This is a genomic window from Kribbella sp. NPDC049584, from assembly GCF_040675555.1.
Lineage (GTDB): Bacteria > Actinomycetota > Actinomycetes > Propionibacteriales > Kribbellaceae > Kribbella.
This window is the reverse complement of record NZ_JBFAPF010000012.1, coordinates 220,901-243,024: the sequence shown is the minus strand read 5'-3', so window position 1 is coordinate 243,024 and position 22,124 is coordinate 220,901. Positions and strand designations below refer to the sequence as shown.

The following is a 22,124-nucleotide window of genomic DNA, read 5'->3' as shown; positions in this document are numbered from 1 at the left end:
CCGGTCGGCATGCTAGTCCTCGCCGTCCTGTTAGGACGTTTGGCGACGCCGAAAGGTTGTACGCGAGCACCGGACTATTCCGGTGACATTCATGACCTCCACTTGAGACCTTCTACCCCGCTAGACTTCGGGAGGTGATCTTCAAGCGCGTCGGGGAAGACCGGCCGTACCCGGACCATGGGCTGCGGCCGAAGGACTGGTCCTCGCTGCCGCCACGGCAGGTGCGGCTGGACGAACTCGTCACGACGAAGGGCACCCTTGACCTGAACGCGCTGCTCGACGAGGACTCGACCTTCTACGGTGACCTGTTCGCGCACGTTGTGGAATGGAAGGGCGACATGTACCTCGAGGACGGCCTGCACCGCGCCCTCCGTGCCGCGCTGCAGCAGCGTCAGGTCCTCCACGCTCGGGTCTTGGTAGTGGACTGACCCATGTCTGCTCACGGGGGGTTGAGCCGATGACAGCGATCCATCCGCAACCGCGGCCGCATTCGCGCATTCGCTGGCGTACGCCGATCACGATGGTGATCCTGCTGGGCATTCTCGCCGGCGGCGGGTGGTGGGGCTGGAACTCCCTGATCAACAGCAGCGCCGAGCCGACGTGTGTCGAGCAGAAGCTCCCGAACAACCGGCTGGTCCCGAAGCAGGTCGTGCTGAACGTATACAACGGCGGCGCGAGGGCAGGCTCCGCGCAGCGGGTCGCCGACGCCCTGAAGCAGCGCGGGTTCAACATCGGCAAGATCTCCAACGAGCCCAAGGGCAACAAGGTCGACGTGGCCGAGCTCCGCGGCGTCGCGACGAACTCGCCCGAGCTGGCGCTGGTCGCCGGTCAGCTCAACCAGAAGGCCGTGATGGTCGCCGACGGCCGCACCGACCACACCGTCGACCTGGTCATCGGTGCCGGCTTCGGCTCGGTGCGCCTCAAGGGCATGCCGTCGGTCCAGGTGCCCGCCGGCACCACCGTCTGCCTCCCGGTCATCCACACCCCGCAGCCCATCCCCTCCGGCCAGAACCCCAACTGAGCTCAGTGCTGTTCGCGGCCGCGTTCGCCGAACCAGCCGGCCAGGCGGCCGGCCCGGGAGACGGCTCGTAAGCGGCGGACGGCCTGTTCGCGGACGGGGCTCGGGGCAACGACCAGCATCGAGTCGGCGGCGCGGAGGACCGTACGGCGGTCCGGCACGAAGGCGTGTTCACCGCGGATGACGAGCGAGACCGAGACGCCCGGCGGCAACCGCAGTTCGCCGATCTCGACGCCGGCCAGCCGCGACTCGCTCGGGACGTAGACCTGGAGCATGTCCGCGCCAAGTGATTCCAGCGGAGCCACGTCGATGTCGACCTCGTGCGCCGCGTTCTCGTCGAGCACCTTGAGACGAGCCGCCAGCCACGGCAGCGACGGCCCTTGCAGCAGCGTGAACAGCAGAACCAGCACGAACACCACGTCGAAGATACGGTCCGCCTGCGGCACTCCCTCGGCGAGCGGGATCGTCGCCAGGACGATCGGCACCGCGCCGCGCAGCCCCGCCCAGGAGATGAACGTCCACTCCCGCCACGGGAGCCGGAACGGAGCCGCTGAGATCGCCACCGACGGGAACCGCCCGACGACCGTCACCGCGATCCCGATCACCAGCGCGAGAAGTACGTCGTTCAGCCGGAACCGTCCGGGTGACGCCAGCAGCCCGAGCATCACGAACAGCCCGATCTGCGCGAGCCAGGCGATCCCGTCCACGAACGACCGGGTCGCCATCCGATGCGGCAATTCCGCCCGCCCGAGCACCAGCGACGTCACGTAAACGGCCGCGAATCCCGATACGTGCAGTAGGACGGAGCCCCCGGCGTACGAGATGAAGGCGACCGACATCACCGCGAGCGGGTAGAGGCCCGCGGAGCCGAGCGCCATCCGGCGGATCAGGCCGACGCTGACCCACCCGATCAGCAGGCCGAACAGGGCGCCGACGACCAGCTCGTACAGCACCAGGCCGGTGAACGACAGCACGCCCTTGTCGCCGACCTCGCCCGTGCTCACCAGGGTGACCAGCAGGACGGTCGGTGCGTCGTTCAGACCGGACTCGGCCTCCAGCGCCCCACGCAGCCGCGGTCGGATCGGCACCCGCCTGAGCACCGAGAACACGGCCGCCGCGTCCGTAGGAGACGTCACGGCACCGAGCAGCACGGACAGCTGCCAGCTGAGCCCGAGGACGAAATGCGCCACGCAGGCGACCACAGCGACGCTGACCGCGATCCCGACCGTCGCGAGGACGAGCCCGAGCGGCATCACCGGGCGTACTTCGTTCCACCGGGTGGTCAGACCGCCCTCGATCAGGATCACGACCAGTGCCGCGAACCCCAGCGCATGCGCCAGCTGCGCGTCCTCGAAATGGATGTGCCCCGGTCCCGACTCGCCGAGCACCAGGCCCATCCCGAGGTAGATGAGCAGCGACGGGAGCCCGAGCCGCGCGGTCAGCCGGACGGCGACGACCGCGACCAGCAGGACCACAGCCCCCGCCAGCAGGATCCGGTCGAGCTCCGATACATCCATGGGGCCCTCCCGTCGAACGTCAGGTCCCGAGAGACGAAAACCCTGACGCATCACACAGCATCAGGGTCTCCGGCCTATCTTCCGCCCCGAAGGGCGGTTGGCGGTGGCGGAGGGATTTGAACCCTCGGACGGGGGTTGCCCGTCACGCGCTTTCGAGGCGCGCTCCTTCGGCCGCTCGGACACGCCACCGCCGAGGACAATATCAAGGCCGGTGACGAATGAAGAAATCGCGCAGCCGCGCGCCCGCCTCGTCGGCCATCACACCGCCGATCACCTCGGGCCGATGGTTGAGCCGGCGATCCCGGACGACGTCCCACAGCGATCCGACCGCGCCCGCCTTCTCGTCGTACGCCGCGAAGACCAGCCGGTCGAGCCGGGACAGCACGATCGCCCCGGCGCACATCGTGCACGGCTCCAGCGTGACGACGAGCGTGCACCCGCTCAGCCGCCACTCGCCGACGTGCCGCGCCGCCTCCCGGATCGCGAGTACTTCGGCATGTGCGGTCGGGTCACCCGTCGTCTCGCGCTCGTTGTGCCCGCGCCCGATCACCTGCCCGTCGGCATCAACCACGATGGCCCCGATCGGTACGTCGGGAAGCGCCTTCTCGCCCTCCTCCAGCGCGAGCATCATCAACCGCGACCACTCGCGCCGCAGCAGTGGGCTAGCCAACAGCTTCGATCGCGTCGTGGAACTGGTTGCCGAACCCAAGCGCCTCGGCGATCTCCTCGAGCATCTCCTCGGGGTAGAGGTCGACGTCGTCGCAGAGCGCACCGAGGTCCATCGCGGTCATCCCCAGGTCCGCGAGGATCGCGAGATCGCCGGCCGGGACCTGCTCGTCGTCGTCATCGGCCAGCGGGATGTCCAGCTCGTCGACGACCTGCCGGGCGATCGGCCACTCGGTCGCGGCGGTCACGTCGGAGATCAGCAACCGGGCCCGGCCGCCGGCGACGCGGACCAGCACGAAGAAGTCCTCGTCGACCGACACCATGCCCAGTACGCCGCCCTCGCCCGGGAATCGGCGCAGCGCCGAGACCAGCGTGGACAGGTCCGGTTCACCACGGAGCACCAGCGGGGTGACGGTCCAGTTCCCGTCCTCGGTGTAAGCGGCGACCGCGAAATCGAGGTCAGTGGTCATCGGCCCAGCCATGGCATCGGACACCGGGTCATCGTCCCAGACTCCGCCTCTCCATGCGATCTCGGAGCGGTATCAGATCCACCAACACGGGTCAACAGTCGGAGAAGGCCTGGAGGCGCGCCCCTCCTAGTGATGGTACGTAGCTCTCCGCATCGCCTCGCGTAGCTGTCGGACCCGTGCCCGCCGGGGCGCGATCCGGTCGCGGAGTGCCTTCGCCTCCTCGAGTTCGCGCAGGAACTCGGCCCGCCGGCGCAACCGGTCGAGGTCACGGCGGGGTACCACCAGGCGCGGTTTGGGCTCGACGGTCATCGGCGTACTCCCTGGTGGGCGAAGCAGGGCAGATTCCGGTGCACTTCTCAGTCTGACAGCGAGCGAGGTTTCCCGACGCGAATCGCCGACGGTAGCGTTCCGGCTTATGCAGATCCTCGTCGTGGACCATCCGCTCGTCGCCCACAAGCTCACCGCGCTGCGCGACGAGCACACGGACTCACCCACGTTCCGCCGGCTGACCGAGGAACTCGTCACGCTGCTCGCCTACGAGGCGACCCGGGACGTCCGCACCGGTCCGGTCACCGTCCAGACGCCCGTCGCCGAGGCGGAGGGCGTCAAGCTGGCCGCACCGAAGCCGCTCGTGGTGCCGATCCTGCGGGCCGGACTGGGCATGCTCGAGGGCATGACCCGGCTGCTGCCGACCGCGGAGGTCGGGTTCCTGGGGATGGTCCGCAACGAGCAGACGCTGACGGCCTCGACGTACGCCGAGCGCCTACCGGAGGATCTGTCCGGGCGCCAGTGCTACGTCCTCGACCCGATGCTGGCGACCGGCGGCACCCTCGCGGCGGCGATCCAGTTCCTCGTCGACCGCGGCGCCGACCACATCACCGCAATCTGCCTGCTCGCCGCCCCCGAAGGCGTGGAGCGCGTCGAACGCGAACTCACCCACCTCGACGTCCCGTGCAACCTCGTCATCGCCGGCATGGACTCCCACCTGAACGACAAGGGCTACATCGTCCCGGGCCTAGGCGACGCCGGCGACCGCTTGTACGGCGTCGCCCAGTAGTCCTGATCGGATCAGGGGTTGCAGGTAGAAGTCAGGCCAGCGTGTTGCGGTAGAAGAGGTTGGCTCGGCGGTCGCCGGTGACGCCGGAGGCGAAGCCGAAGTACAGGCGGGCGGTCGCGTCGGTGGAGCCGTAGACCGCCATACCCTCCGGCTCGCGGTAGGTCAGGCGACGCGAGCACGGTCGAGTAGTCACCGGCTCGCGCGGCGGCCAGCGAGTACACGTTGATGTGCATCCGGTCGGACAACGAGTGCCGTACGCCCCGCTGCCGGCCCGCAACTGCGCCGCGAAAAGCCGGTTGTTGGGAGTGTCGAAGGCGAACGACTGCATCACGGTCGCGTCGTGCAGCGGCTGACTGCGGAAGAACTCGTTGGTGGTCGCGCTCATCTTGAAGCGCTTGGAGGTCGGGAGGGACAGAGTCCGGGCGGTGGCCACGGGTACGCCGAGGGTGCCTGCGGCAACTAATGCGCCGGCACCCGTCAGCAACCTGCGACGGGACATGTTGTCCATTGGCTAGACCAATCTGTTGCGGCAAAAGAGATCGGCTCGGCGATCGCCGGTGACACCGGAGGCGAAGCCGAACCGCAGCTGCGCGCGACCGAACGGGTCGACATACACACCGACCCCCTCGGCCTCGCGGTAGACCAGGTCGCCGCCGTCCACGATCTTCACGGACTCGACGATCTCGCCTTTGTTGATGTCGTAGGTCCAGAGCTTCGACGTTGCCAGTGCGGGGTCGGAGGCACCGGCGTACGCCTCGCCCTCCCAGAGGTAGACGTACGAGCCGTACAACGCCCAGCCCTGGAAGTCGATGTCAGCCGTCATCGCCGGCTGTTTGAACGAGGCGAGCACGCGCGAGAAGTTGCCTGTCCGCGCGGCCGCCAATGAGTACACGTTGATGTGGAATCCGTCCGACAGCGTGTGCCGGACCCCGATCCGTCCGTGCCGTTGATCGACGGACGGCGTGAAGACCGCACCGTCGGCCACCGGTTTCCAGCTCCGCAGCCCGGGTGAGTCCTTCGTCAACGTCGCGCCGTCCTGCCACGGGAACCGAGCGATCTCCCGACCTCGCGCGTTGGCCGTGTCCACGTCGGTCTCGGTCCACAGGTACGTCGTACGTCCGACCGCCTCTGCTCCGATCGAGACGGCGTGGCCGAACCCGCTCAGGTACATGTGCCCCACGACGCCCCCGGCGAGCGTGAGCTGCGTCAGCGTCAGATCACCACTGTTGGCCGGCGAACCCGCGCGCAACTGGCCGGTGAACAGCCGCTGGTTCGGGTTGTCGAACGCGATCGACTGCATGACCGTCACGTCGGCCAGCGGCTTGCCGCGAAACACCTCTCCACCGGGCCCGTCCAAGACGAACCGACGCGACGGCGGCAGCGTGAACGGACGAGCAGAAGCAGGCAGACCGACAGCCCCGGCAGCAGCCAGCGCACCGGCACCAACGAGCAATCCACGGCGGGAGAGATTGTCCATAGCGCCCGACCGTAAGCGATCTACCGCGAACTGTCTGTAGTTCGCACTATATTTTCTGTGAAATACTCATAATCTACTGTTATGAACTTCCAGGCCGGATGAGCGGACCTTCTCCGGCACAGGGTTCGGCCCTGGAGCGCGGGCAACTAGAAGGCGTAGGGATACGGCGACCAGTCGGGGTCGCGTTTCTCGAGGAATGCGTCGCGGCCCTCGGCGGCCTCGTCGGTGCCGTAGGCGAGGCGCGTGGCCTCGCCCGCGAACAGTTGCTGGCCGACCAGTCCGTCGTCGATCAGGTTGAACGCGTACTTCAGCATCCGCTGCGCGGTCGGCGATTTCGCGCAGATCTTCTTGCCCCACTCGAGGGCGACCGCCTCGAGCTCGGCGTGCGGCACGACCTTGTTCACCATGCCCATCCGGTACGCGTCCTCGGCGGAGTACTCGTCGCCGAGGAAGAAGATCTCCCGCGCGAACTTCTGCCCGACCTGACGGGCCAGGTACGCCGATCCGAACCCGCCGTCGAACGACGCCACGTCGGCATCGGTCTGCTTGAACCGCGCATGCTCCGCCGAAGCCAGCGTCAGGTCCGCGACCACGTGCAGGCTGTGTCCACCACCCGCGGCCCACCCGGGAACAACACAGATCACGACCTTCGACATGAAGCGGATCAGCCGTTGTACTTCGAGGATGTGCAGCCGCCCCGCGCGGGCCGGGTCGATCGAATCCGCCGTCGTGCCCTCGGCGTACTTGTAGCCGTCCTTGCCGCGGATCCGCTGATCGCCGCCCGAGCAGAACGCCCAGCCGCCGTCCTTCGGCGAGGGACCGTTGCCGGTGAGCAGCACGCACCCGACGTCGGTCGACATCCGCGCGTGATCGAGCACGCGGTACAACTCGTCGACGGTCTGCGGCCGGAACGCGTTGCGTACTTCGGGCCGGTTGAACGCGATCCGCACCACGCCGGCGTCAACTGCCCGGTGATAGGTGATGTCGGTCAGCTCGAAGCCGTCCACCTGCTTCCAGGCCGACGGGTCGAAGATCTCGGAGACAGTCACCCCGCGAGCATATTTCAGGCCTTCGCGGTGCTCTCCCGCAGTACTACCTCGGCCTTGAACGTCTCCGTCGTCACGTCGCCGCCCTGGATCGCGAGCTCGAGCGCACGCCGGCCCATCTGCTCCAGCGGCAGCCGCACGGTGGTCAATCCGGGCCACACGTCGCGCAGCGTCGCGATGTCGTCGAATCCTGCGACCCCGAGCTTGCCCGGTACGTCGACCCCACGCGTCCGCAAGGCGGACATCGCACCGACTGCCATCACGTCGTTCACCGCGAACACGCAGTCCACGTCGGCCTGCCGATCAAGCAGCCCCTCGGCGGCGGCGTACCCACCGTCGCGGGTGAAGTCACCGGTCTCGATCGCTACAGGCTGCAACCCCGCCTCGGCCAGACCCTCGACGAACCCGGCCCGGCGATCGCGTGCCGTCGCAAGCGTCTCGGGACCGCCCAGTATCGCGAACTTGCGCCACCCGAGCCCGACCAGCTCGCGAGCGAGATCGGCCGATCCGGTGCGGTTGTCCGGCTCGACCGTGTGCGCCGGCATCCCGGACTGACTGACCAGCGCGAGACCCGCGCCGGAGTTGAGGAAACTCTCCACCTCGGACGCCGTCCGGGAGAGGCTGTCGGCATCGGTCCGCCGGCTACCGATCATCACCGCGGCGCGGGCCCGCTGCGCCCGCAACGACGACAGGTAAGCGATCTCGCGGTCGGAGTCGCGGAACGTGCTGGCCATCATCACCAGCAGGTTGCGTTCGTCCGCGGCGCGCATCACGCCGTTCGCGATCGCGGCGAAGTACGGGTCCTCGATGTCGTGCACCAGGATGCCGACCAGGTTCGTCGACGACTTGGCCAGCGCCTGGGCCTGTGCGTTCGGCGTGTAGCCGAGCTCGCCGGCGGCTGCCTTGACCCGCTCCTGCAGTTCCGGACGGGGTACGCGGTCCCCGCCGTTCAGCACGCGGGAGGCGGTCGCGACCGACACACCCGCACGCTGCGCAACGTCCAGCAATGTCACCGGTGCTCGCAGATTCACTGGCCTACCCTTTCGTGCGTCCCCCCGGGGGCGGTGGCGGTCACCCTATCGAATCGCCCGTTCTCACACTGAGTATCGGGCAGGTCGCTGCCAATCTCGGCAGAACCTGGCGTTGCGGCTCGCGAGTGACTAGCCTTCCCAGCCATGACGACCGTCCGCGCCAGGATGACGATCCTGGTCTCGTCCGCCGTGCTCAGCCTCGGGACCGTCACCGGTCCCGCCCTGGCTGCGCCGATCCCGGACGGGCCCGCTGCCGCCCCGGCAGCATCCAGTGTGCCGCAGCACGTGGACGCGCGCACCAAGAGCACGCAGCCGGTCTACGACTACGCGAACGCGATCCGCGAATCGGTGTACGTCGACACCACGATGGACACCGATTCCGACGGCAAGGACGACGTGATCGCGGTCGACATCGTCCGTCCCAGCGAGCCCGTCCTCACCGGTGTGAAGATCCCGGTGATCATGGACGCCTCGCCGTACTACTCCTGCTGCGGACGCGGCAACGAGAACGAGAAGAAGACGTACGACAGCGACGGCATGATCCAGAAGATGCCGTTGTTCTACGACAACTACTTCGTCCCGCGCGGCTACGCGATGGTCGGCGTCGACATCCTCGGCACCGGACGGTCGACCGGCTGCGGCGACGTCGGCGGCCCCGACGAGATCCAGTCCGTGGTCGACGTGATCGACTGGCTGAACGGACGCAACACCGCGCACACTGCCGACGGGCAAGCGGTGAAGGCGACCTGGACCACCGGCGCGGTCGGGATGATCGGCAAGTCGTACGACGGGACGCTCGCCAACGGCGTCGCGGCGACCGGGGTGCAGGGCCTGAAGACGATCGTGCCGATCTCGGCGATCTCCTCCTGGTACGACTACACCCGCTCCGGCGGCGTTCCGTACTCCGACGACTACATGCCCTGGCTCGGCGGGTACGTCGGCCACGACAGCCCCGCGTGTGACGACGTACGCGGTGATCTCGGTGACAACGACGACGATGACACCGGCAACTACACGACGTTCTGGTCCGAGCGCGACTACACGAAGAACGCGTCGAAGGTGAAGGCATCGGTCTTCATGACGCACGGGCTCAGCGACTACAACGTGCAGACCAACCACTTCTCGCAGTGGTGGTCGGCGCTGTCGCGCAACAACGTCCCGCGCAAGCTGTGGCTCGGGCTCGAGGATCACGTCGACCCGTTCGAGTTCCGCCGCGACGAGTGGGTGGACGAGCTGCACGAGTGGTTCGACTACTGGCTGCAGGGCCTGCAGAACGGCGTGATGAAGGAGCCGGCCGTCTCGATCGAGACGTCACCCGATGTCTGGCGCAACTACCAGACCTGGCCGGCCGTGAACCGGCCGACGTCGGTGCCGCTGTCGGCCGGCAAACTCGGTGCCGCAGGCAAGGGTTCGCTGATGATCACCGACGATCCCGACCTGACCGAGGACGACATCGTCGCGGATCCGACCGAGGTGATCGCGGGCCGGCAGATGTTCCTGTCCGCACCGCTGACCGCCCCGATGCGGATCAGCGGTACTCCGTCGGTCACGCTCCGGGTGAAGTCCGACTCCGCGACGACCCCGATCACCGCCCGCCTGATCGAGTACGGCGACGCCGAGCGGTACTCCGGGATCCGTACCACTGACGAGAGCACCTGCGAGGGTTCGAGCACCGACTTCGACGACAGCTGCTACTTCACCGTCGACAAGCTCACCACCCAGAGCGATCACGGCATCGTCAGCCGCGGCTGGATCGACGCCGCCCACAGCAAGTCACTCTCGAACCCGACGCCGCTGACGCCCGGCAAGTGGACAACGGTCAACGTCCCGCTCCGCGCCCAGGACCAGATCATCCCCAAGGGCCGCGTCCTCGGCCTGGCCGTCACGCTCTCCGACACCGAGTGGACCACCCCCAACGACACCGGGGCCACCATCGACATCGACCTGAGCACCAGCAAACTCAACGTCCCGGTGACCTCAGGCAAGATCACCGCCCCCACCCAGCTCCACCCCATCGACGTCGACATCACCACCCCCACCCAACGCCCCAACCTCCACGACCCGAAGAACTAGTCGGATCCGAGGCTGTTCGCCGAGTCGTGGATCTCGGCTCGAAGAATCTGCCTCGATCCACGACTCGCGGTAGGGGTCGGAGCCATTCGCCACGACTCGGTGGGGCTGTGGATAGACGACGTCACCCGGCTGGGGAAAGCTGGAGAATGGCCGGGTGTTGTTCACGGCGGCGGACGCGCGAGCCGCGGGTATGTCCCGGGGTGTGCTGCGCGGAGTGCGCTACCGGCGCGTGCTGGGATCTGTGTACGTCGCTGCGCCGGTTGCGGTCACGCCCCGGTTGCAGGCTGAGGCCGCGTTGCTGCTCACGCCCGGTGCGGTCGTGAGCCATGACACCGCGTTGAGCTTGTGGACCGCCAATGCTCGCCCCGACGACGTCGTACACGTGACCGTGCAGCGCGATCCGCATCGGGCCCTCCCGCGGGTGAGCGGCTTGCGCGTTCACGAAGTACAACGTCTCGAAGGCGAGCTGCGAGACGGGCTGCAACTGACCCCGCCCGCTCGCACCTTCCTCGACCTCGCGGCGTCCTGCGATCTGACCGAGCTGGTCTCCGCAGGAGATGCGCTGGTACGTCGTACCGCCGCGGAGCCGGAGCACTTGGTCGAGGTCACGTCGGCGACCATCGGCGTTCGGGGCATCCGGCTCGCCCGGAAGGCAGCCGCACTGGTCCGGAGCGGAGTGGACTCGCCGATGGAGTCCCGGCTCCGACTCCTCCTCATCCTCGCCGGACTCCCCGAGCCCCGCATCGGTCACGTCATCTGCGACTCGGCCGGCGGCTGGCTGGCAACACCCGACCTGACCTACCCGGAGCCGGATCTCCAGATCGCGATCGAGTACGACGGCAAGCACCACCACAAGGACGCTCGCCAGTGGCGTCAGGACATCCGCCGTCGCGAGAACCTCGAACGCGAAGGCTGGCTGGTCCGCGTGATCACGGCGTACGACCTCCTGCACACCCCCGGCACTGTCATCGCCCGCATCGCCGAGGACCTCCACACCCGCCGCCACCCCCGAATCGCCGCCTGATCGCTCCGCCGAGTCGTGGCGCTTGGCTCCTGTCCCAGTTGCCGAGTCGTGGAAATCGGCTGACGATTTTAGCCAAATCCCACGACTCGCCGGGTTAGTTGCCTTCGGCTACGAAGTGCATTGGGTCGCCGAAGTTGAGGTCCTGGATGCCGGCCGTGTAGAACGCGCCGATCAGGAGCGAGCGGCGGTGGGCTGCGAAGGTCAGGACGTGGGCGACCATGCCGCCGTAGGTGAAGACACGCGGTGGTTCGCAGGTGGTGTCGACGAAGCTCTCGTCGAAGCGACCGTCCTCGTTCAGCTGGTTGACCAGGGCAACGAAACGCGAGCCGGCCTCGGCGTGGCGGACGCGGAGTTCGGAGATCGGGGTGGTGACGTCGCGACCGCATTCGGGGACCTGGAACGGGCGGTCCTCGACGGACGCGAGCCACATCTCCTCCTGCCAGACCAGGCGGTCCAGCAGGTACCGGATCGAGATGTCGTCGTCGATGCCTTCGACGGACAACTCGATCGGGCGGTCCAGTACGGCGGCGTCCAGGCGGGCGCCGCGTTCGATCATCTCGCCGGTCAACCAGACGTGATGCTCGACCATTCTGACCAGTACGTCCATCCCTCTCACCTTTCGACGGGCCGGCAGCCGTAGCCCGGCCGGCGGCTGGAAATGCACTCCACTCGGCGCCGTCAGGAAGAACACCCGCGACGCTTCCCGTCGCCAGTCCCGCGGCGACATCCCATAAGCTCTGGCGAACGCCCGGGTGAACGCCTCGTGCGACCCGTACCCGGCCTCGACCGCAACCTCGAGTACGGCGACCGGCTCGGTCAGCAGCCGGTACGCCGCCCGCTCCAGCAGCACGCGCCGCCGGAACGCGAACGGCGACTCGCCGGCCACCGCACCGATCACCCGGTCGAAGTGGAACCGCGACAGGTGTACGCGCCCCGCGAGCCCGGCGCCGTGCACCGACTCGCAGGGCTCGGCCATGCCGGAGGCCACCACCGCCACGAACTCCTCGAACACATCCGCCATGCCCACCACTGTGCCCCCAACCGTCGCCGCGGACTTGATCGAAATTGCGGAACCAGCAGACTGGTTACCGCAGTACTCCGCAGTGTGTAGTACTGTTCTGCGCGGAACACCTGCTGGAGGAGACCTGATGGATACGAGCCAGCTACTCAAGGGCGTCCTGGACCTCGCGGTGCTCGCCGTACTGCGCGACGCCGACGGCTACGGGTACGACGTACTGCGCCGCCTGCGCGCGGCCGGACTGGAGGACGTGGCGGACGCGTCCGTGTACGGGACGCTGCGCAGGCTGTTCGCGGCCGGCGCGCTGACGTCGTACGTGCAGCCGAGCGAGGAAGGCCCGCACCGCAAGTACTACGGGCTGAACAAGACCGGCCGCGACCTGCTGGCGCAGTCCACCAAGACCTGGAACCACTTCGCCGACACGATGTCGGTGCTGCTGCTGGAGAAGGAGGCCGCGTGAACAGCACCCTGACCGGAGCGGTCGCGCTCTACCTGGCCCAGGTGCGGGCTCAGCTCAACGATCTGCCGCCCGGCGAGCTGGAGGACGTGCTTCAGGATGTCAGCGGTCACCTGACCGAGGTGGCGGCGGAGTTCGGCACGGAGCCGACGCTCGCGGACCTGCAGCAGCGCCTCGGCACGCCGGCGCAGTACGCCGATGAGCTGCGGACCGCGGCCGGCTATCCCCCGCGGACCGCGCCCGTCAGCCAGGACGACCTAGCCGCCGGCTGGAAGGCCCTTCGCTGGGGGCTGATCTCCGGGACCGCCGGACCCTTCTTCGTTGCCGTCAGCATCTTCGCGTGGTCGCGGGACGAGACCCCGTTCTTCGGGCTGCTCGGGCTCGGGATCCTCTTCGCCGCGGCGTTCCTCGGCGTCCAGGCATTGCGCGGCCACGACCCGCGGATCGTGCTGGACACCCGACATGGGGCGCGCGGCGCCGCGGCCATCCGCGGGTGGATCGACCAGATCCCGCCGAATATCCGGCATGAACTCGTCACGATCGGCCAGCCGGTCTGGTGGGTCGTCCGCGGCATCATCGGCGCGGGCGGGTTCTTCGCGCTGTTCGGCGCCGCGTCGGTGACGGTGGTCGGGGCGATTGCGGGCGCGGCGGTGTCGATCTGGATCGGGCGGAAGACACAGCAAGACCGGCGCTGGCTGTGGTACGTCGTCCCGCTCAACGTCGTCGCGGCGATCGTAGTGCCGTCGTTCCTGGCGGCGGCGTACGTCGGGGCGTCGTTCGGGTTCCTCAACAACTACAACGACTACCGGGGCAGCTCCTCGCACTACAGCCCGCCGCCGAACGGGCTGATGCTGAACGGGAACTCGGTCACGAACATCTACCCATTCGATGCCCAGGGCAAGCAAGTCTCGGTCCGGCTGTACGACCAGGACGGGAACCCGATCAGCCTGGAGCAGCAGGACTGCGCGACGAACTACGGCACGCAGTCCCGCGACACGACCAGCAACCTGTTCCCGCAGGCCGTCGTCGTCGCGGACGAGAACGGCGACACCGGTCCGGACAACTGCAAGGACACCACCAGGGCGCCGTTCGTCCCGCCGCCGGCGCCGGCCACCCGCACGACTCCACCGCCGACCGCAGGTCCGACGCCGACACCAACCCCGGCGCCGACCAAGACGCCAACTAACACGCCGACTGTGAAGCCAAGCAAGCCCGCCGGTCCCACCCTCACGGTGCAGCCGACGCGCTAGCGGATCCCGGCAGCGGCGACTCGGCGGTACGTGTAGCCGAGTCGCCGATAGACCGCGATCGCGGCCGCGTTATCGCCGTCCACCATCAACGCGACCCGCCCGTGCCGCTTGACCAGCTCGGCCGTCACGAACCCGCACACCTGCCGAGACAACCCCTTGCCCCGAGCAACAGGATGCGTCGCGACCCCGGCCAGGAATCCGACCCCCGGCGCACTCCACGCATCGGCCGCGATGCTCAGCAGCTCACCACGATCCCCGGTCAGAGCAGCCCACCGCCGTACGCCGGAACGCCCGGGCCACGCGTACGACTTGGGCGACGCCTCGCTGAGCAGCTCTTCCACGCCCACATCGCCATCCAGCCAAGCAGCCGTTGTGGTCAGGTCAGGTACCTCGGACGCGTCCATCCACCCGAACGACGCCGAGAAGGTCAACTCCGGCACACGTTCCGCCAGCTCGCGCACGAGCGCCTCGTCCCCGAACGGACGGTACGACGGACCGACCTCACGCAGTACGTCGCGCACCAACGGCGCCGCGTCGTCCGCCGCCCCGATCACCGCAAGCCGGTCGTGCTTGGACACATCGGGCGAGGCCACCGCCACGGCGTCTCCAGCAGCCCACACCCGTACGCCGTTGCCGAACCCCTGCGCGGCCCACTCGACGATCGGGTCGCCCCCGCTCACCAGCGACAGGTCAGCCGGCGTCCTGATCTCCTGCACATACCAAACCGTATGTCATGCCGTTGACGCGTAAACGACCCGCTACCGCTCGTCCGCCCGCTGGACGGCGTACGGGACCAGGTGGCGGTAGCCGCGGACCGAGAGCCGTCGGAGGCGGTGGAGGTTGTACGCAGAGTGGCCGTCCAGAGCGGCGGCCAGTTCGCGGTCGGCGAGGACGCGCCCGGGTTTGCACTCCGTGGTGAGGCGGGCGGCCAGGTTGACGACCTCGCCGTACACATCGCCGAGGCGGATCAGGATCGTGCCGTAGGCGAGGCCGATCCGCAGCTCGGGCAGTTCCTCGTCGGCGTTCACGGCGTCCTGCAGCGCGAGCGCGACCGCGGCGCCCTGGGCGGCGGTGTCGGCGACGAACAGCACCTCGTCACCTATCGACTTGATCACCCGCCCGCCGTTCAGCGCGACGACGTCCGCGGCCGTACCCTCGAACCGCTCGATCAGTTCTCCGAGCTCTGCCTCGGTCAGCCGGCGGGTCAACCGGGTGTAGCTGACGATGTCCGCGAACCCGACCGCGCGCACACCGCGCGCCAGCTCGTCGGACCCGGCCACCGCCCGCCCAGCGGCCGCGGCCAGATGCCGGCGCCAGACATAGGTCTGCAACCGCTCCATCGCCGGCAGCAGCAGTCCCGCGACCTCGATCGCCTCGTCTGCCGACAGCTTGGAGCTAGCGAGGAAGTCCAGGAACATCGCGGACTGCCAAGACGCCAGCCGCGACTGCGTCTGCCCGAGCTTCCGGGCGAGCGAGGACTCCATCTCGGGCTCGATGAACTTGTCGTCCTCGAGCGCCGCTACCAGCCGCAACGCCTCGACATCGTCGTCGGTGAAGGCCACCTCGTCGTCCGGGACGGTTGCGAACCCGAGCGCGTGCCACATCCGCTCGGCGCGCTGGATCGAGATCCCGGCCCGCTCCGACACCTGCACCCGGGTGAACTTCCGCTCCCCGCCCAGCAGCGTCCGCTCGAAGTCCTGAGCCAACGCGGCCAGATCCGGCGCCCCAGGGTCAGTGGCCCCAGGATCAGTGGCCACCGCGGCGCTCGGCGATGGTGGCGTCGATGGCGTCGCGGAACGCCGGCAGCCGGCGGGTCAGATCGTCGAACTTCTCCCGGGTGAAGTGCAGCAGCTGCAGCCGCGACTTCGCCGTGACGGTTGCCGTCCGCAACGTGTTCTTCCGGACCGCGACCTCGCCGGCGATATCGCCCGGGCCGAGCGTGGCGATCTCCTGGCCCCTCTCCCGGACCGACGCCGTACCGCTCAGGATCAGGTACGCCGCGTCGGGCGGCGTCTGCTCCAGGATCAGCGACCAGCCGGCCGGCACCGAAACTTCCTCACCGGCCCGGAAGATGTCCCTGATGTCCTTCCCGGACAGATCCGCGAACAGCGGGAGATCCCGTGGGGACGTCCTACCCAGTGCCACGTCGCTCCTCCTCGTCGGCCCCGTCTGGCCCCGTCTGGCCCCGTCTGGCACGGCGCCCGCCGGTCGACCCGGCGATCCGCCGATGTTTCCAGTCGGTAACTCTAACGGCTCGTAGACGCCGTGGTCACCCTATGATCCGAAACACGCCCGACAAGCGTGACTGACGAGTTATCTAGCTGCTGGTGCGGCGTCGGCGGCCTGGTCGGGCTGTTCGGCGGCGGACCGGGCGGCGTGGGCCTACCAGGCGGGGGCCTGCGAGGCGGTCTTCGAGGCGGCGGGCCTCGCGGCGGATCGGCTGGGCGAGGTACTCGCCGAGGATCAAGCCGGAGGCCAGGGCGACGCCGATGGCGACCGCGGTGCCGAGGCTGACGATGCCGATCAGGTTGCCGAGGCCCATCAGCTCGTAGAGACCCTTGTAGATCGTGAGTCCCGGCAACAGCGGAATCGAGCCGGCAACGACCACGACCAAAGGCGGTACACCGACGCGACGCCCGACGGAGTAGCTGCCCAGCCCGACGACACACGCCGCCGCGGCCGTCGACCAAGCCGGACCGAACGACGCCCGCGTCATCAGCGTGAAGACCAGCGAGCCCAGCGCGCCCATGACGGCGACCGGCAGCAACGCGCGGAGAGGTGCGTACGACGCGTAGGCGAACGCGACCGCCATCACCGCGCCGGAGAAGACCATGATCGGAAGATTCCCGAGCTGGATGGTCTCCGCCTCGATGCCGACGTGCAGCCCGAGCTTGAGTCCCAGTGCGAGCCCGAGCGACACCCCCGCGATGATTCCGCCGGTGAGCAGCATCGCTTCGAGACTTCGGGCCGCGGCGGTCACGTAGTACCCGGTGATCGCGTCCTGGACGGCGCCGGTGAGCGCGATCCCGGCCAGCAACATAATGATGCCTGCGGCAACGACCAGGGACGGTTTGACCGGCGCGTGGACGGCGTACAGGAGCAAGGCAACCGCGGTCGCGACGAAGGCGCCCGCGACCTGTTGGTAGAACGCCGGCAGCCGCTGCCGGTTGAACCAGCGGTTGCTGACGTCGATCACGATCGCGGTGAGCACCGCCACCAACGTGATCAGCCAGCCGCCGCCGAGCAGCAGCGTCGCGCCGCCGGCCATCACGCCCCACGCGAGTACGGCGCTCCACCGCGGGTACGGCGGACCTGCCGACGTCAGGCGGGCCAGCTCGCGCGACGCCTCCTCGCGGGTGAGGTCGCCGCGAGCGAACCGTCGTACCAGCTGGTCGACGTCGGTGAGCCGGGAGAAGTCCTGCGAGCGGTACCGGACCAGCCGGATGTGCGTCTCGGGCGCGACGTCGGGCGCGGCCTGGTACGAGACCGCCATCGACGTGAACGTGATGTCGACCTCGCAGCCGCGCAGTCCCCCGGCCGCGGTGACGCCGAGGATCGTCGCGGTCGCGTCCGCCGTACCAGCGCCGCTGGACAGCAGCACCTCACCGACCCGCAAGGCCAGGTCGATGGTCGCGTAGACCTCCCGCTGCTCGTCAGGCTGCATCTACTGCTCGAGGAGCCGATGGGCCATCGCGAGGTCGGTGATCAGGATGTTGACCCAGCCACCGAGCATCGCGGCCCGGATCGCGGAGTACTTGCGTTCACCGCCGGCGACCCCGATCCGCCGCGGCACCGCCAGCAGCTCCTTCGCGGTCACTCCGATGACACGCTGGTCGAACGTCGAACGCACAAGATTTCCCTCTTCGTCGAAGAACCGGAAACACACGTCGCCGACGGCACCGAGCCGGCGCAGCTCGTCCTGGTCGGCCTCCGCGACAGCGTTCCCGCTGCGCTGCAGCAGCGGCGAGGGCTCGAGACTGCCGATCCCGACCAGGGCGTCGGTGAGCTGTCCCCACGTGCCCAGAACGTCCCGAACCGACACGTCGTTCATCATCGCCCGGCGTACAGCGGGCGTCCCGACCAGACCGGGCGCCGGCAGGTAGACCGGCATCCCGCCGGTCAGCTCGGCGAACCGCGCGGTCAGCCGGGTGGCCTGCATCTGCACCGCGGCATCGCCCAGACCGCCGACGATCTGGACGACCTTGTCCACCACCGGCACGCTCTTGCGCGGCATCCGGTCGACGGCGCTGATCAGCGTCTCGCTCCAGGACGAGATCCCGACCACGTGGCCGCCGGTCAGTGTCATGTCCAGGTACGCCGCCGCGCCCGAACCGAGCGCCGGCAGGACATCGTCCCCAACGCCGAGCGTGTCGACGACGACCGCGTCCCGCAGCCCGTACCGGCCCTGCAGCTCGTCCTCGAGATCGCTGTGCACGCCGCTCGGCATGGTCACCACGGTGTGCACGATGCCGACATCGACGGCCTGCTTGAGCATCCGGGACACCCGCGCCTGCGACAGGTTGAGCTCGGCGGCGATCTGCGGCTGGCGGATGCCCTTCTCGTGGTACATCCGCGCAACCTTCGCGAGCAACCGCAGCTCGTCCAGCCCCGGCTGGCGTACTGCGCGGTTCGCGTTCACTCGACCCCCTCGAAACGTCAGGAATACGGACTATAGGTCAGGCAGACAGAGGTAGACCCGCGGTGATCCTCCGGGGTCGGGGATCGGGGCGTTCGAGGTGTCCCGCTTGCCGGAGGCGACGATCGAGCCGTCGCGCGGATCGACGATCGTGTACGCGAGCGGGACCGTGTCGTCGAACACCATCACCGGGCCGCCGTTCTCGTGGTAGACGATCAGCATCCCGTCCGCGCCGCTGAGGGCACGCCCGGTGATGACACGGGTCCAGTCCGGCACCATGTCGGTGGTCGGCAGGCCCGCCAGGATCTTCCCGAGCATCCCGACGTACGTCGAACCCTCGAAGCCGACCGCCTCGCGCCAGCCCGCGCCCGGCGCCAGGAAGAACTCGGAGTGCCCCGGCTCCTCGGGATGCAGGCGCCACTGCCACAGGCTGCCCGCGCCGTAGACGACACCCATCGTCCCGCCCGCGCACAGGTTGCTCCACGCCTCGTGGCCCTGCCACCAGCCCTCGCCGACGCCTGTCCGGCCTGTGTGTTCGTACGTCGGTTCGCCGTTCGCGACTGCTTTGATCGGCTCGTTGCGCCACATGTCCGCGACTCGTTCGGGGACATGCTCGCCGGTGTGACCGGTCTGGCACCACTGGAAGTCGAGCCAGTCGGCGTCCTGGTGGGCGTTCGCGCGGATGTGCGGGCGGTAGTGGATACCGGTCGGCTGCCCGTAGCAGTCGACAGCGTGCACCTCGGCCCCACCCGCCGCGGTCTGCGGCTCGTCACCTGAGCCGTCGCCGCCGACCAGGTAGATCGCCGGTCGAGCGCCGTACCGCGCGACCAGATAGCGGCAATACCGCGCATACTCCTCCGGCGGTACGACGGTGCCCGCCACGTCGAGACCCTTCCAGCCGAAGCCCTGGAATACGGGCTGTAGCACCGGGACCAGGCCGTGCTCGACCAGGATGTCCAGCAACACGTCCAGGTATTGGAAGTACTCGGCGTTCAGCTGGTTGAGATGGCCGTCGGGCAGGTCCTCGAAGCCGACGTCGAAGCCTTCGTCCTGGGCGCGGTCGCGGGGACCGACCGCGTGCATGTCCGGTTGCACCGTCATCAGCAGGACCGCGTTGAAGCCCTTCGCCTGCCGGTCAGCGGCGTACTCGCGGACCTGCTCGGGGGTAGCGCGCCAGGGTAGGGCCCAGGCTGTGTCGGCGACCAGGATCGCGGGAGTCCCGTCGGCGTGGACCAGACTGCGGCCGCCGGGAGACATCCGCCAGAACCCATGCCGGTAGAACGGGTTGAGCTCGTCCGCGCCCGCAGGGCGCACCTCGAACTCGCCGCTCTTCCAGCGCCAGCGACCCGCCTCCGGCGGGGCGAAGCGGACCCGCCAGGTGTGCCCGCCGTCCCAGAACGCCGGCCGCCGGAGGCGGCGGCCGGACTCGTGCTCGAAGTCAACCCAGACCTCGGCGCCGTACGAGTCGGCGTCCTCGCCGGTCAGCCGGAGTTCGATCTCGCGGCAGACGGATGAGATGGACATGACACTCCCGGGATGCTCGTTGCCGTTAAGCTGATCATGAAAGACACGTGCTCTGGGGTCGGTGAAATTCCGAGCCGGCGGTGACAGTCCGCGACCCGTGACTTCGCGAGAAGAAGCGGTTGACCTGGTGGAACTCCGGGACCGACGGTGAAAGTCCGGATGGGAAGACGCACGTGGCAGCTTCACGTTTCCTGCGCGAAAACAGGAGCGTGAGGTTTGTCGTTGCCCCGGAGTGCTGTCCAGAGCACTGCCGAGAGGACACCGACCGTGAACACCATCACCAGCCTCGACACCGTCGAACGCGCCATCGCCGAGATCGCCGCCGGACGGCCGGTCGTGGTCGTCGACGACGAGGACCGCGAGAACGAAGGCGACCTGACCTTCGCCGCGAGCCTCGCCACCCCCGAACTGATGGCGCTGCTCGTGCGCCACACCAGCGGATACGTCTGCGCCCCCGCGGCGCCGGAGCTGCTGGACCGCCTCGAGCTGCCGCTGATGGTCCCGAACAACCAGGACAGCCTGCGCACGGCGTACACGATCTCCGTGGACGCGGCGACGGGTGTCGGCACCGGCATCTCCGCGGCCGACCGGGCGCGGACCGTCCGCGTGCTGGCCGACCCCACGGCGCAGCCCGCGGACCTGATCCGGCCCGGTCACATCCTTCCGTTGCGCGCGGTCGACGGCGGAGTCCGCCAGCGCCCCGGTCACACCGAGGCCACCGTCGAGCTGGTCCGGCTGGCCGGCCTGTCGCCGGTGGGCGTGATCGGCGAACTCATGAACGACGACGGAACGCTGATGACCGGCACGGACCTGCGCACGTTCGCCGACGCTCATGACTTCGCGATGATCTCGATCGCGGATCTCGTCAGCTACTTGTCGTGACGAGCTTGCGGGCGGCGTCGGCGATGCCCTCGGGAGACAGGCCGTACCGGTCCAGCAGGTAACCGGCCGACCCCGTGGGCGCGAATTCGGGGAACCCGAGGATCGACACCCGCGCCGGATGATGCTGTACGACGGTCTCCGCGACCGCCCCGCCGAGCCCGCCACCGGAGACGGCCTCCTCGGCGGTCACGATGCCGGCCGTCTCCCGCGCGGCCGCGACCACGGCGTCGGTGTCCAACGGCTTCACCGTCGGCATCGAGAGCACTCGGGCCGAGATCCCTTCCTCGGCGAGCCGCTCCGCCGCGGCGAGCGCGCGCCACAGGACCGTGCCGTTGCTGATCACCGTGACGTCATTGCCTTCGCGAACCGTGATCGCCTTGCCGAGCTGGAACTCGTAGTCCTCCGGATACACCTTCGGCACGCTCATCCGGCTGACTCTGATGAACACCGGCCCCTCCGAGGCCGCCGCCCATCGCAGCGCTGCCGCTGTCTCGATCGGGTCGGCGGGCACGATGATCCGGATCCCGTCGATCGCCCGCAACCAGGCGATGTCCTCGACGGAGTGGTGCGTCGGGCCGAGTTCGCCGTACGCGACGCCTGGGCTCATACCGCAGAGCTTCACGTTGGTGTGCGAGTACGCGACGTCGGCCTTGATCTGCTCCAGGGCGCGCGCCGTGAGGAAGCAGGACGCCGCCGAGACGAACGGGATCCGGCCGCCGTTGGCCAGCCCGGATGCGACGCCGACCATGTCCTGCTCGGCGATCCCGACGTTGATCAGCCGGTCCGGGAACGCCTTACGGAAGCTGTTCAGCTTGCTGGAGCCGACCGAGTCGTTGACCACGCCAACGATCCGATGATCGGCCTCGGCGAGTTGGGCCAGCGTCTCGACGTACGCGTCCCGGCAGTCGTAGCGCGGCTGCGCCGCGATTGAAGAAGAATGGACGAGGGTCATGGGGCCTCCCGGCCTGGACTGAGGAG

At 68.7% G+C, this 22,124-nt stretch carries 24 protein-coding genes, 1 tRNA gene and 1 riboswitch; of the genes, 8 read left to right on the top strand and 17 right to left on the bottom strand.

Going from position 1 to position 22,124, the window contains the following annotated elements; genetic code table 11:
* Nucleotides 1–134: 134 nt before the first annotated feature.
* Together AB0J62_RS33855 and AB0J62_RS33850 are read left to right on the top strand one after the other, a co-directional pair.
* Nucleotides 135–428, top strand: a complete 294-nt coding sequence (locus AB0J62_RS33855) for a type II toxin-antitoxin system VapB family antitoxin (RefSeq protein WP_130445815.1) — start codon at nt 135–137, stop codon at nt 426–428.
* 29 nt (nt 429–457) lie between these two features.
* Complete coding sequence (locus AB0J62_RS33850; RefSeq protein ID WP_363880039.1) at nt 458–1,021, top strand: LytR C-terminal domain-containing protein; 564 nt, start codon at nt 458–460, stop codon at nt 1,019–1,021.
* Nucleotides 1,022–1,023: 2 nt separating this feature from the next.
* Here the strand turns inward: AB0J62_RS33850 and AB0J62_RS33845 are convergent, their stop codons facing one another.
* From AB0J62_RS33845 to AB0J62_RS33825, 5 genes are all read right to left on the bottom strand, one after another.
* Entirely contained in the window at nt 1,024–2,535 is a 1,512-nt protein-coding gene (locus AB0J62_RS33845; RefSeq protein ID WP_363880036.1) for a potassium/proton antiporter, read from the bottom strand.
* A 98-nt stretch (nt 2,536–2,633) separates the two neighbouring features.
* Nucleotides 2,634–2,724: transfer RNA gene (locus tag AB0J62_RS33840), tRNA-Ser, on the bottom strand.
* Nucleotides 2,725–2,737: 13 nt separating this feature from the next.
* On the bottom strand, nt 2,738–3,169 hold the full coding sequence (locus tag AB0J62_RS33835) for a nucleoside deaminase (RefSeq protein WP_363880178.1): 432 nt from the start codon (nt 3,167–3,169) through the stop codon (nt 2,738–2,740).
* 28 nt (nt 3,170–3,197) lie between these two features.
* Nucleotides 3,198–3,671: a tRNA adenosine deaminase-associated protein gene (locus AB0J62_RS33830; RefSeq protein ID WP_363880033.1), complete on the bottom strand. Its 474-nt coding sequence runs from the start codon at nt 3,669–3,671 to the stop codon at nt 3,198–3,200.
* A 126-nt stretch (nt 3,672–3,797) separates the two neighbouring features.
* Nucleotides 3,798–3,980 carry a hypothetical protein gene (locus AB0J62_RS33825; protein WP_363880030.1) on the bottom strand — a complete coding sequence of 61 codons (183 nt, stop codon included), beginning with the start codon at nt 3,978–3,980 and terminating at the stop codon, nt 3,798–3,800.
* A 106-nt stretch (nt 3,981–4,086) separates the two neighbouring features.
* On the opposite strand from AB0J62_RS33825, the gene upp reads away from it, so the two are divergent.
* Nucleotides 4,087–4,728 (top strand): uracil phosphoribosyltransferase, encoded by a 642-nt coding sequence (gene upp, locus AB0J62_RS33820; protein ID WP_134106109.1) that lies wholly within the window; start codon nt 4,087–4,089, stop codon nt 4,726–4,728.
* Nucleotides 4,729–4,759: 31 nt separating this feature from the next.
* On the opposite strand, the gene AB0J62_RS33815 is transcribed toward upp, so the two are convergent.
* From AB0J62_RS33815 to AB0J62_RS33800, 4 genes are all read right to left on the bottom strand, one after another.
* The gene (locus AB0J62_RS33815; RefSeq protein WP_363880026.1) at nt 4,760–5,227 is read right to left on the bottom strand and encodes a hypothetical protein; all 468 of its coding nucleotides are present in this window, start codon (nt 5,225–5,227) and stop codon (nt 4,760–4,762) included.
* A gap of 12 nt (nt 5,228–5,239) precedes the next feature.
* Entirely contained in the window at nt 5,240–6,205 is a 966-nt protein-coding gene (locus AB0J62_RS33810; RefSeq protein WP_363880023.1) for a hypothetical protein, read from the bottom strand.
* A 146-nt stretch (nt 6,206–6,351) separates the two neighbouring features.
* Nucleotides 6,352–7,254 carry a 1,4-dihydroxy-2-naphthoyl-CoA synthase gene (locus AB0J62_RS33805; RefSeq protein WP_363880020.1) on the bottom strand — a complete coding sequence of 301 codons (903 nt, stop codon included), beginning with the start codon at nt 7,252–7,254 and terminating at the stop codon, nt 6,352–6,354.
* Between the two features lie 14 nt (nt 7,255–7,268).
* The gene (locus AB0J62_RS33800) at nt 7,269–8,282 is read right to left on the bottom strand and encodes a LacI family DNA-binding transcriptional regulator (protein WP_363880017.1); all 1,014 of its coding nucleotides are present in this window, start codon (nt 8,280–8,282) and stop codon (nt 7,269–7,271) included.
* Between the two features lie 144 nt (nt 8,283–8,426).
* Between AB0J62_RS33800 and AB0J62_RS33795 the strand changes: the two genes are divergently transcribed.
* Together AB0J62_RS33795 and AB0J62_RS33790 are read left to right on the top strand one after the other, a co-directional pair.
* Entirely contained in the window at nt 8,427–10,355 is a 1,929-nt protein-coding gene (locus tag AB0J62_RS33795; protein WP_363880014.1) for a Xaa-Pro dipeptidyl-peptidase, read from the top strand.
* A gap of 154 nt (nt 10,356–10,509) precedes the next feature.
* Nucleotides 10,510–11,379 (top strand): hypothetical protein, encoded by an 870-nt coding sequence (locus tag AB0J62_RS33790; RefSeq protein WP_363880011.1) that lies wholly within the window; start codon nt 10,510–10,512, stop codon nt 11,377–11,379.
* Nucleotides 11,380–11,473: 94 nt separating this feature from the next.
* Here the strand turns inward: AB0J62_RS33790 and AB0J62_RS33785 are convergent, their stop codons facing one another.
* Complete coding sequence (locus tag AB0J62_RS33785; RefSeq protein ID WP_363880008.1) at nt 11,474–12,400, bottom strand: AraC family transcriptional regulator; 927 nt, start codon at nt 12,398–12,400, stop codon at nt 11,474–11,476.
* 127 nt (nt 12,401–12,527) lie between these two features.
* Between AB0J62_RS33785 and AB0J62_RS33780 the strand changes: the two genes are divergently transcribed.
* Both AB0J62_RS33780 and AB0J62_RS33775 read left to right on the top strand, forming a co-directional pair.
* On the top strand, nt 12,528–12,857 hold the full coding sequence (locus tag AB0J62_RS33780; protein WP_130445805.1) for a PadR family transcriptional regulator: 330 nt from the start codon (nt 12,528–12,530) through the stop codon (nt 12,855–12,857).
* The gene (locus AB0J62_RS33775) at nt 12,854–14,104 is read left to right on the top strand and encodes a hypothetical protein (protein WP_363880004.1); all 1,251 of its coding nucleotides are present in this window, start codon (nt 12,854–12,856) and stop codon (nt 14,102–14,104) included. Before AB0J62_RS33780 ends, AB0J62_RS33775 begins: the two co-directional genes overlap by 4 nt.
* On the opposite strand, the gene AB0J62_RS33770 is transcribed toward AB0J62_RS33775, so the two are convergent.
* The 6 genes from AB0J62_RS33770 to AB0J62_RS33745 all read right to left on the bottom strand — a co-directional run bounded on the left by AB0J62_RS33770 (nt 14,101) and on the right by AB0J62_RS33745 (nt 20,264).
* On the bottom strand, nt 14,101–14,820 hold the full coding sequence (locus AB0J62_RS33770; protein ID WP_363880001.1) for a GNAT family N-acetyltransferase: 720 nt from the start codon (nt 14,818–14,820) through the stop codon (nt 14,101–14,103). The two genes, AB0J62_RS33775 and AB0J62_RS33770, sit on opposite strands and share 4 nt — an antisense overlap.
* A 42-nt stretch (nt 14,821–14,862) precedes the next feature.
* Entirely contained in the window at nt 14,863–15,861 is a 999-nt protein-coding gene (locus AB0J62_RS33765) for an adenylate/guanylate cyclase domain-containing protein (RefSeq protein WP_363879998.1), read from the bottom strand.
* A complete protein-coding gene (locus tag AB0J62_RS33760; RefSeq protein ID WP_363879995.1) occupies nt 15,851–16,249 on the bottom strand; it encodes a cyclic nucleotide-binding domain-containing protein in 399 nt (132 codons plus the stop codon). Before AB0J62_RS33760 ends, AB0J62_RS33765 begins: the two co-directional genes overlap by 11 nt.
* A gap of 172 nt (nt 16,250–16,421) precedes the next feature.
* Nucleotides 16,422–17,768 (bottom strand): threonine/serine exporter family protein, encoded by a 1,347-nt coding sequence (locus AB0J62_RS33755; RefSeq protein WP_363879993.1) that lies wholly within the window; start codon nt 17,766–17,768, stop codon nt 16,422–16,424.
* Nucleotides 17,769–18,743 (bottom strand): sugar-binding transcriptional regulator, encoded by a 975-nt coding sequence (locus tag AB0J62_RS33750; RefSeq protein WP_363879990.1) that lies wholly within the window; start codon nt 18,741–18,743, stop codon nt 17,769–17,771.
* A 30-nt stretch (nt 18,744–18,773) separates the two neighbouring features.
* Nucleotides 18,774–20,264, bottom strand: a complete 1,491-nt coding sequence (locus AB0J62_RS33745) for a DUF4038 domain-containing protein (protein ID WP_363879987.1) — start codon at nt 20,262–20,264, stop codon at nt 18,774–18,776.
* Between the two features lie 43 nt (nt 20,265–20,307).
* A riboswitch (FMN riboswitch) is annotated at nt 20,308–20,441 on the top strand.
* 90 nt (nt 20,442–20,531) lie between these two features.
* Between AB0J62_RS33745 and ribB the strand changes: the two genes are divergently transcribed.
* The gene (ribB, locus tag AB0J62_RS33740; RefSeq protein ID WP_363879984.1) at nt 20,532–21,146 is read left to right on the top strand and encodes a 3,4-dihydroxy-2-butanone-4-phosphate synthase; all 615 of its coding nucleotides are present in this window, start codon (nt 20,532–20,534) and stop codon (nt 21,144–21,146) included.
* On the opposite strand, the gene AB0J62_RS33735 is transcribed toward ribB, so the two are convergent.
* Nucleotides 21,130–22,098, bottom strand: coding sequence for a transketolase C-terminal domain-containing protein (locus AB0J62_RS33735; RefSeq protein ID WP_363879981.1), 969 nt, complete (start codon nt 22,096–22,098; stop codon nt 21,130–21,132). The genes ribB and AB0J62_RS33735 overlap by 17 nt on opposite strands.
* Between the last annotated feature and the right edge of the window lie 26 nt (nt 22,099–22,124).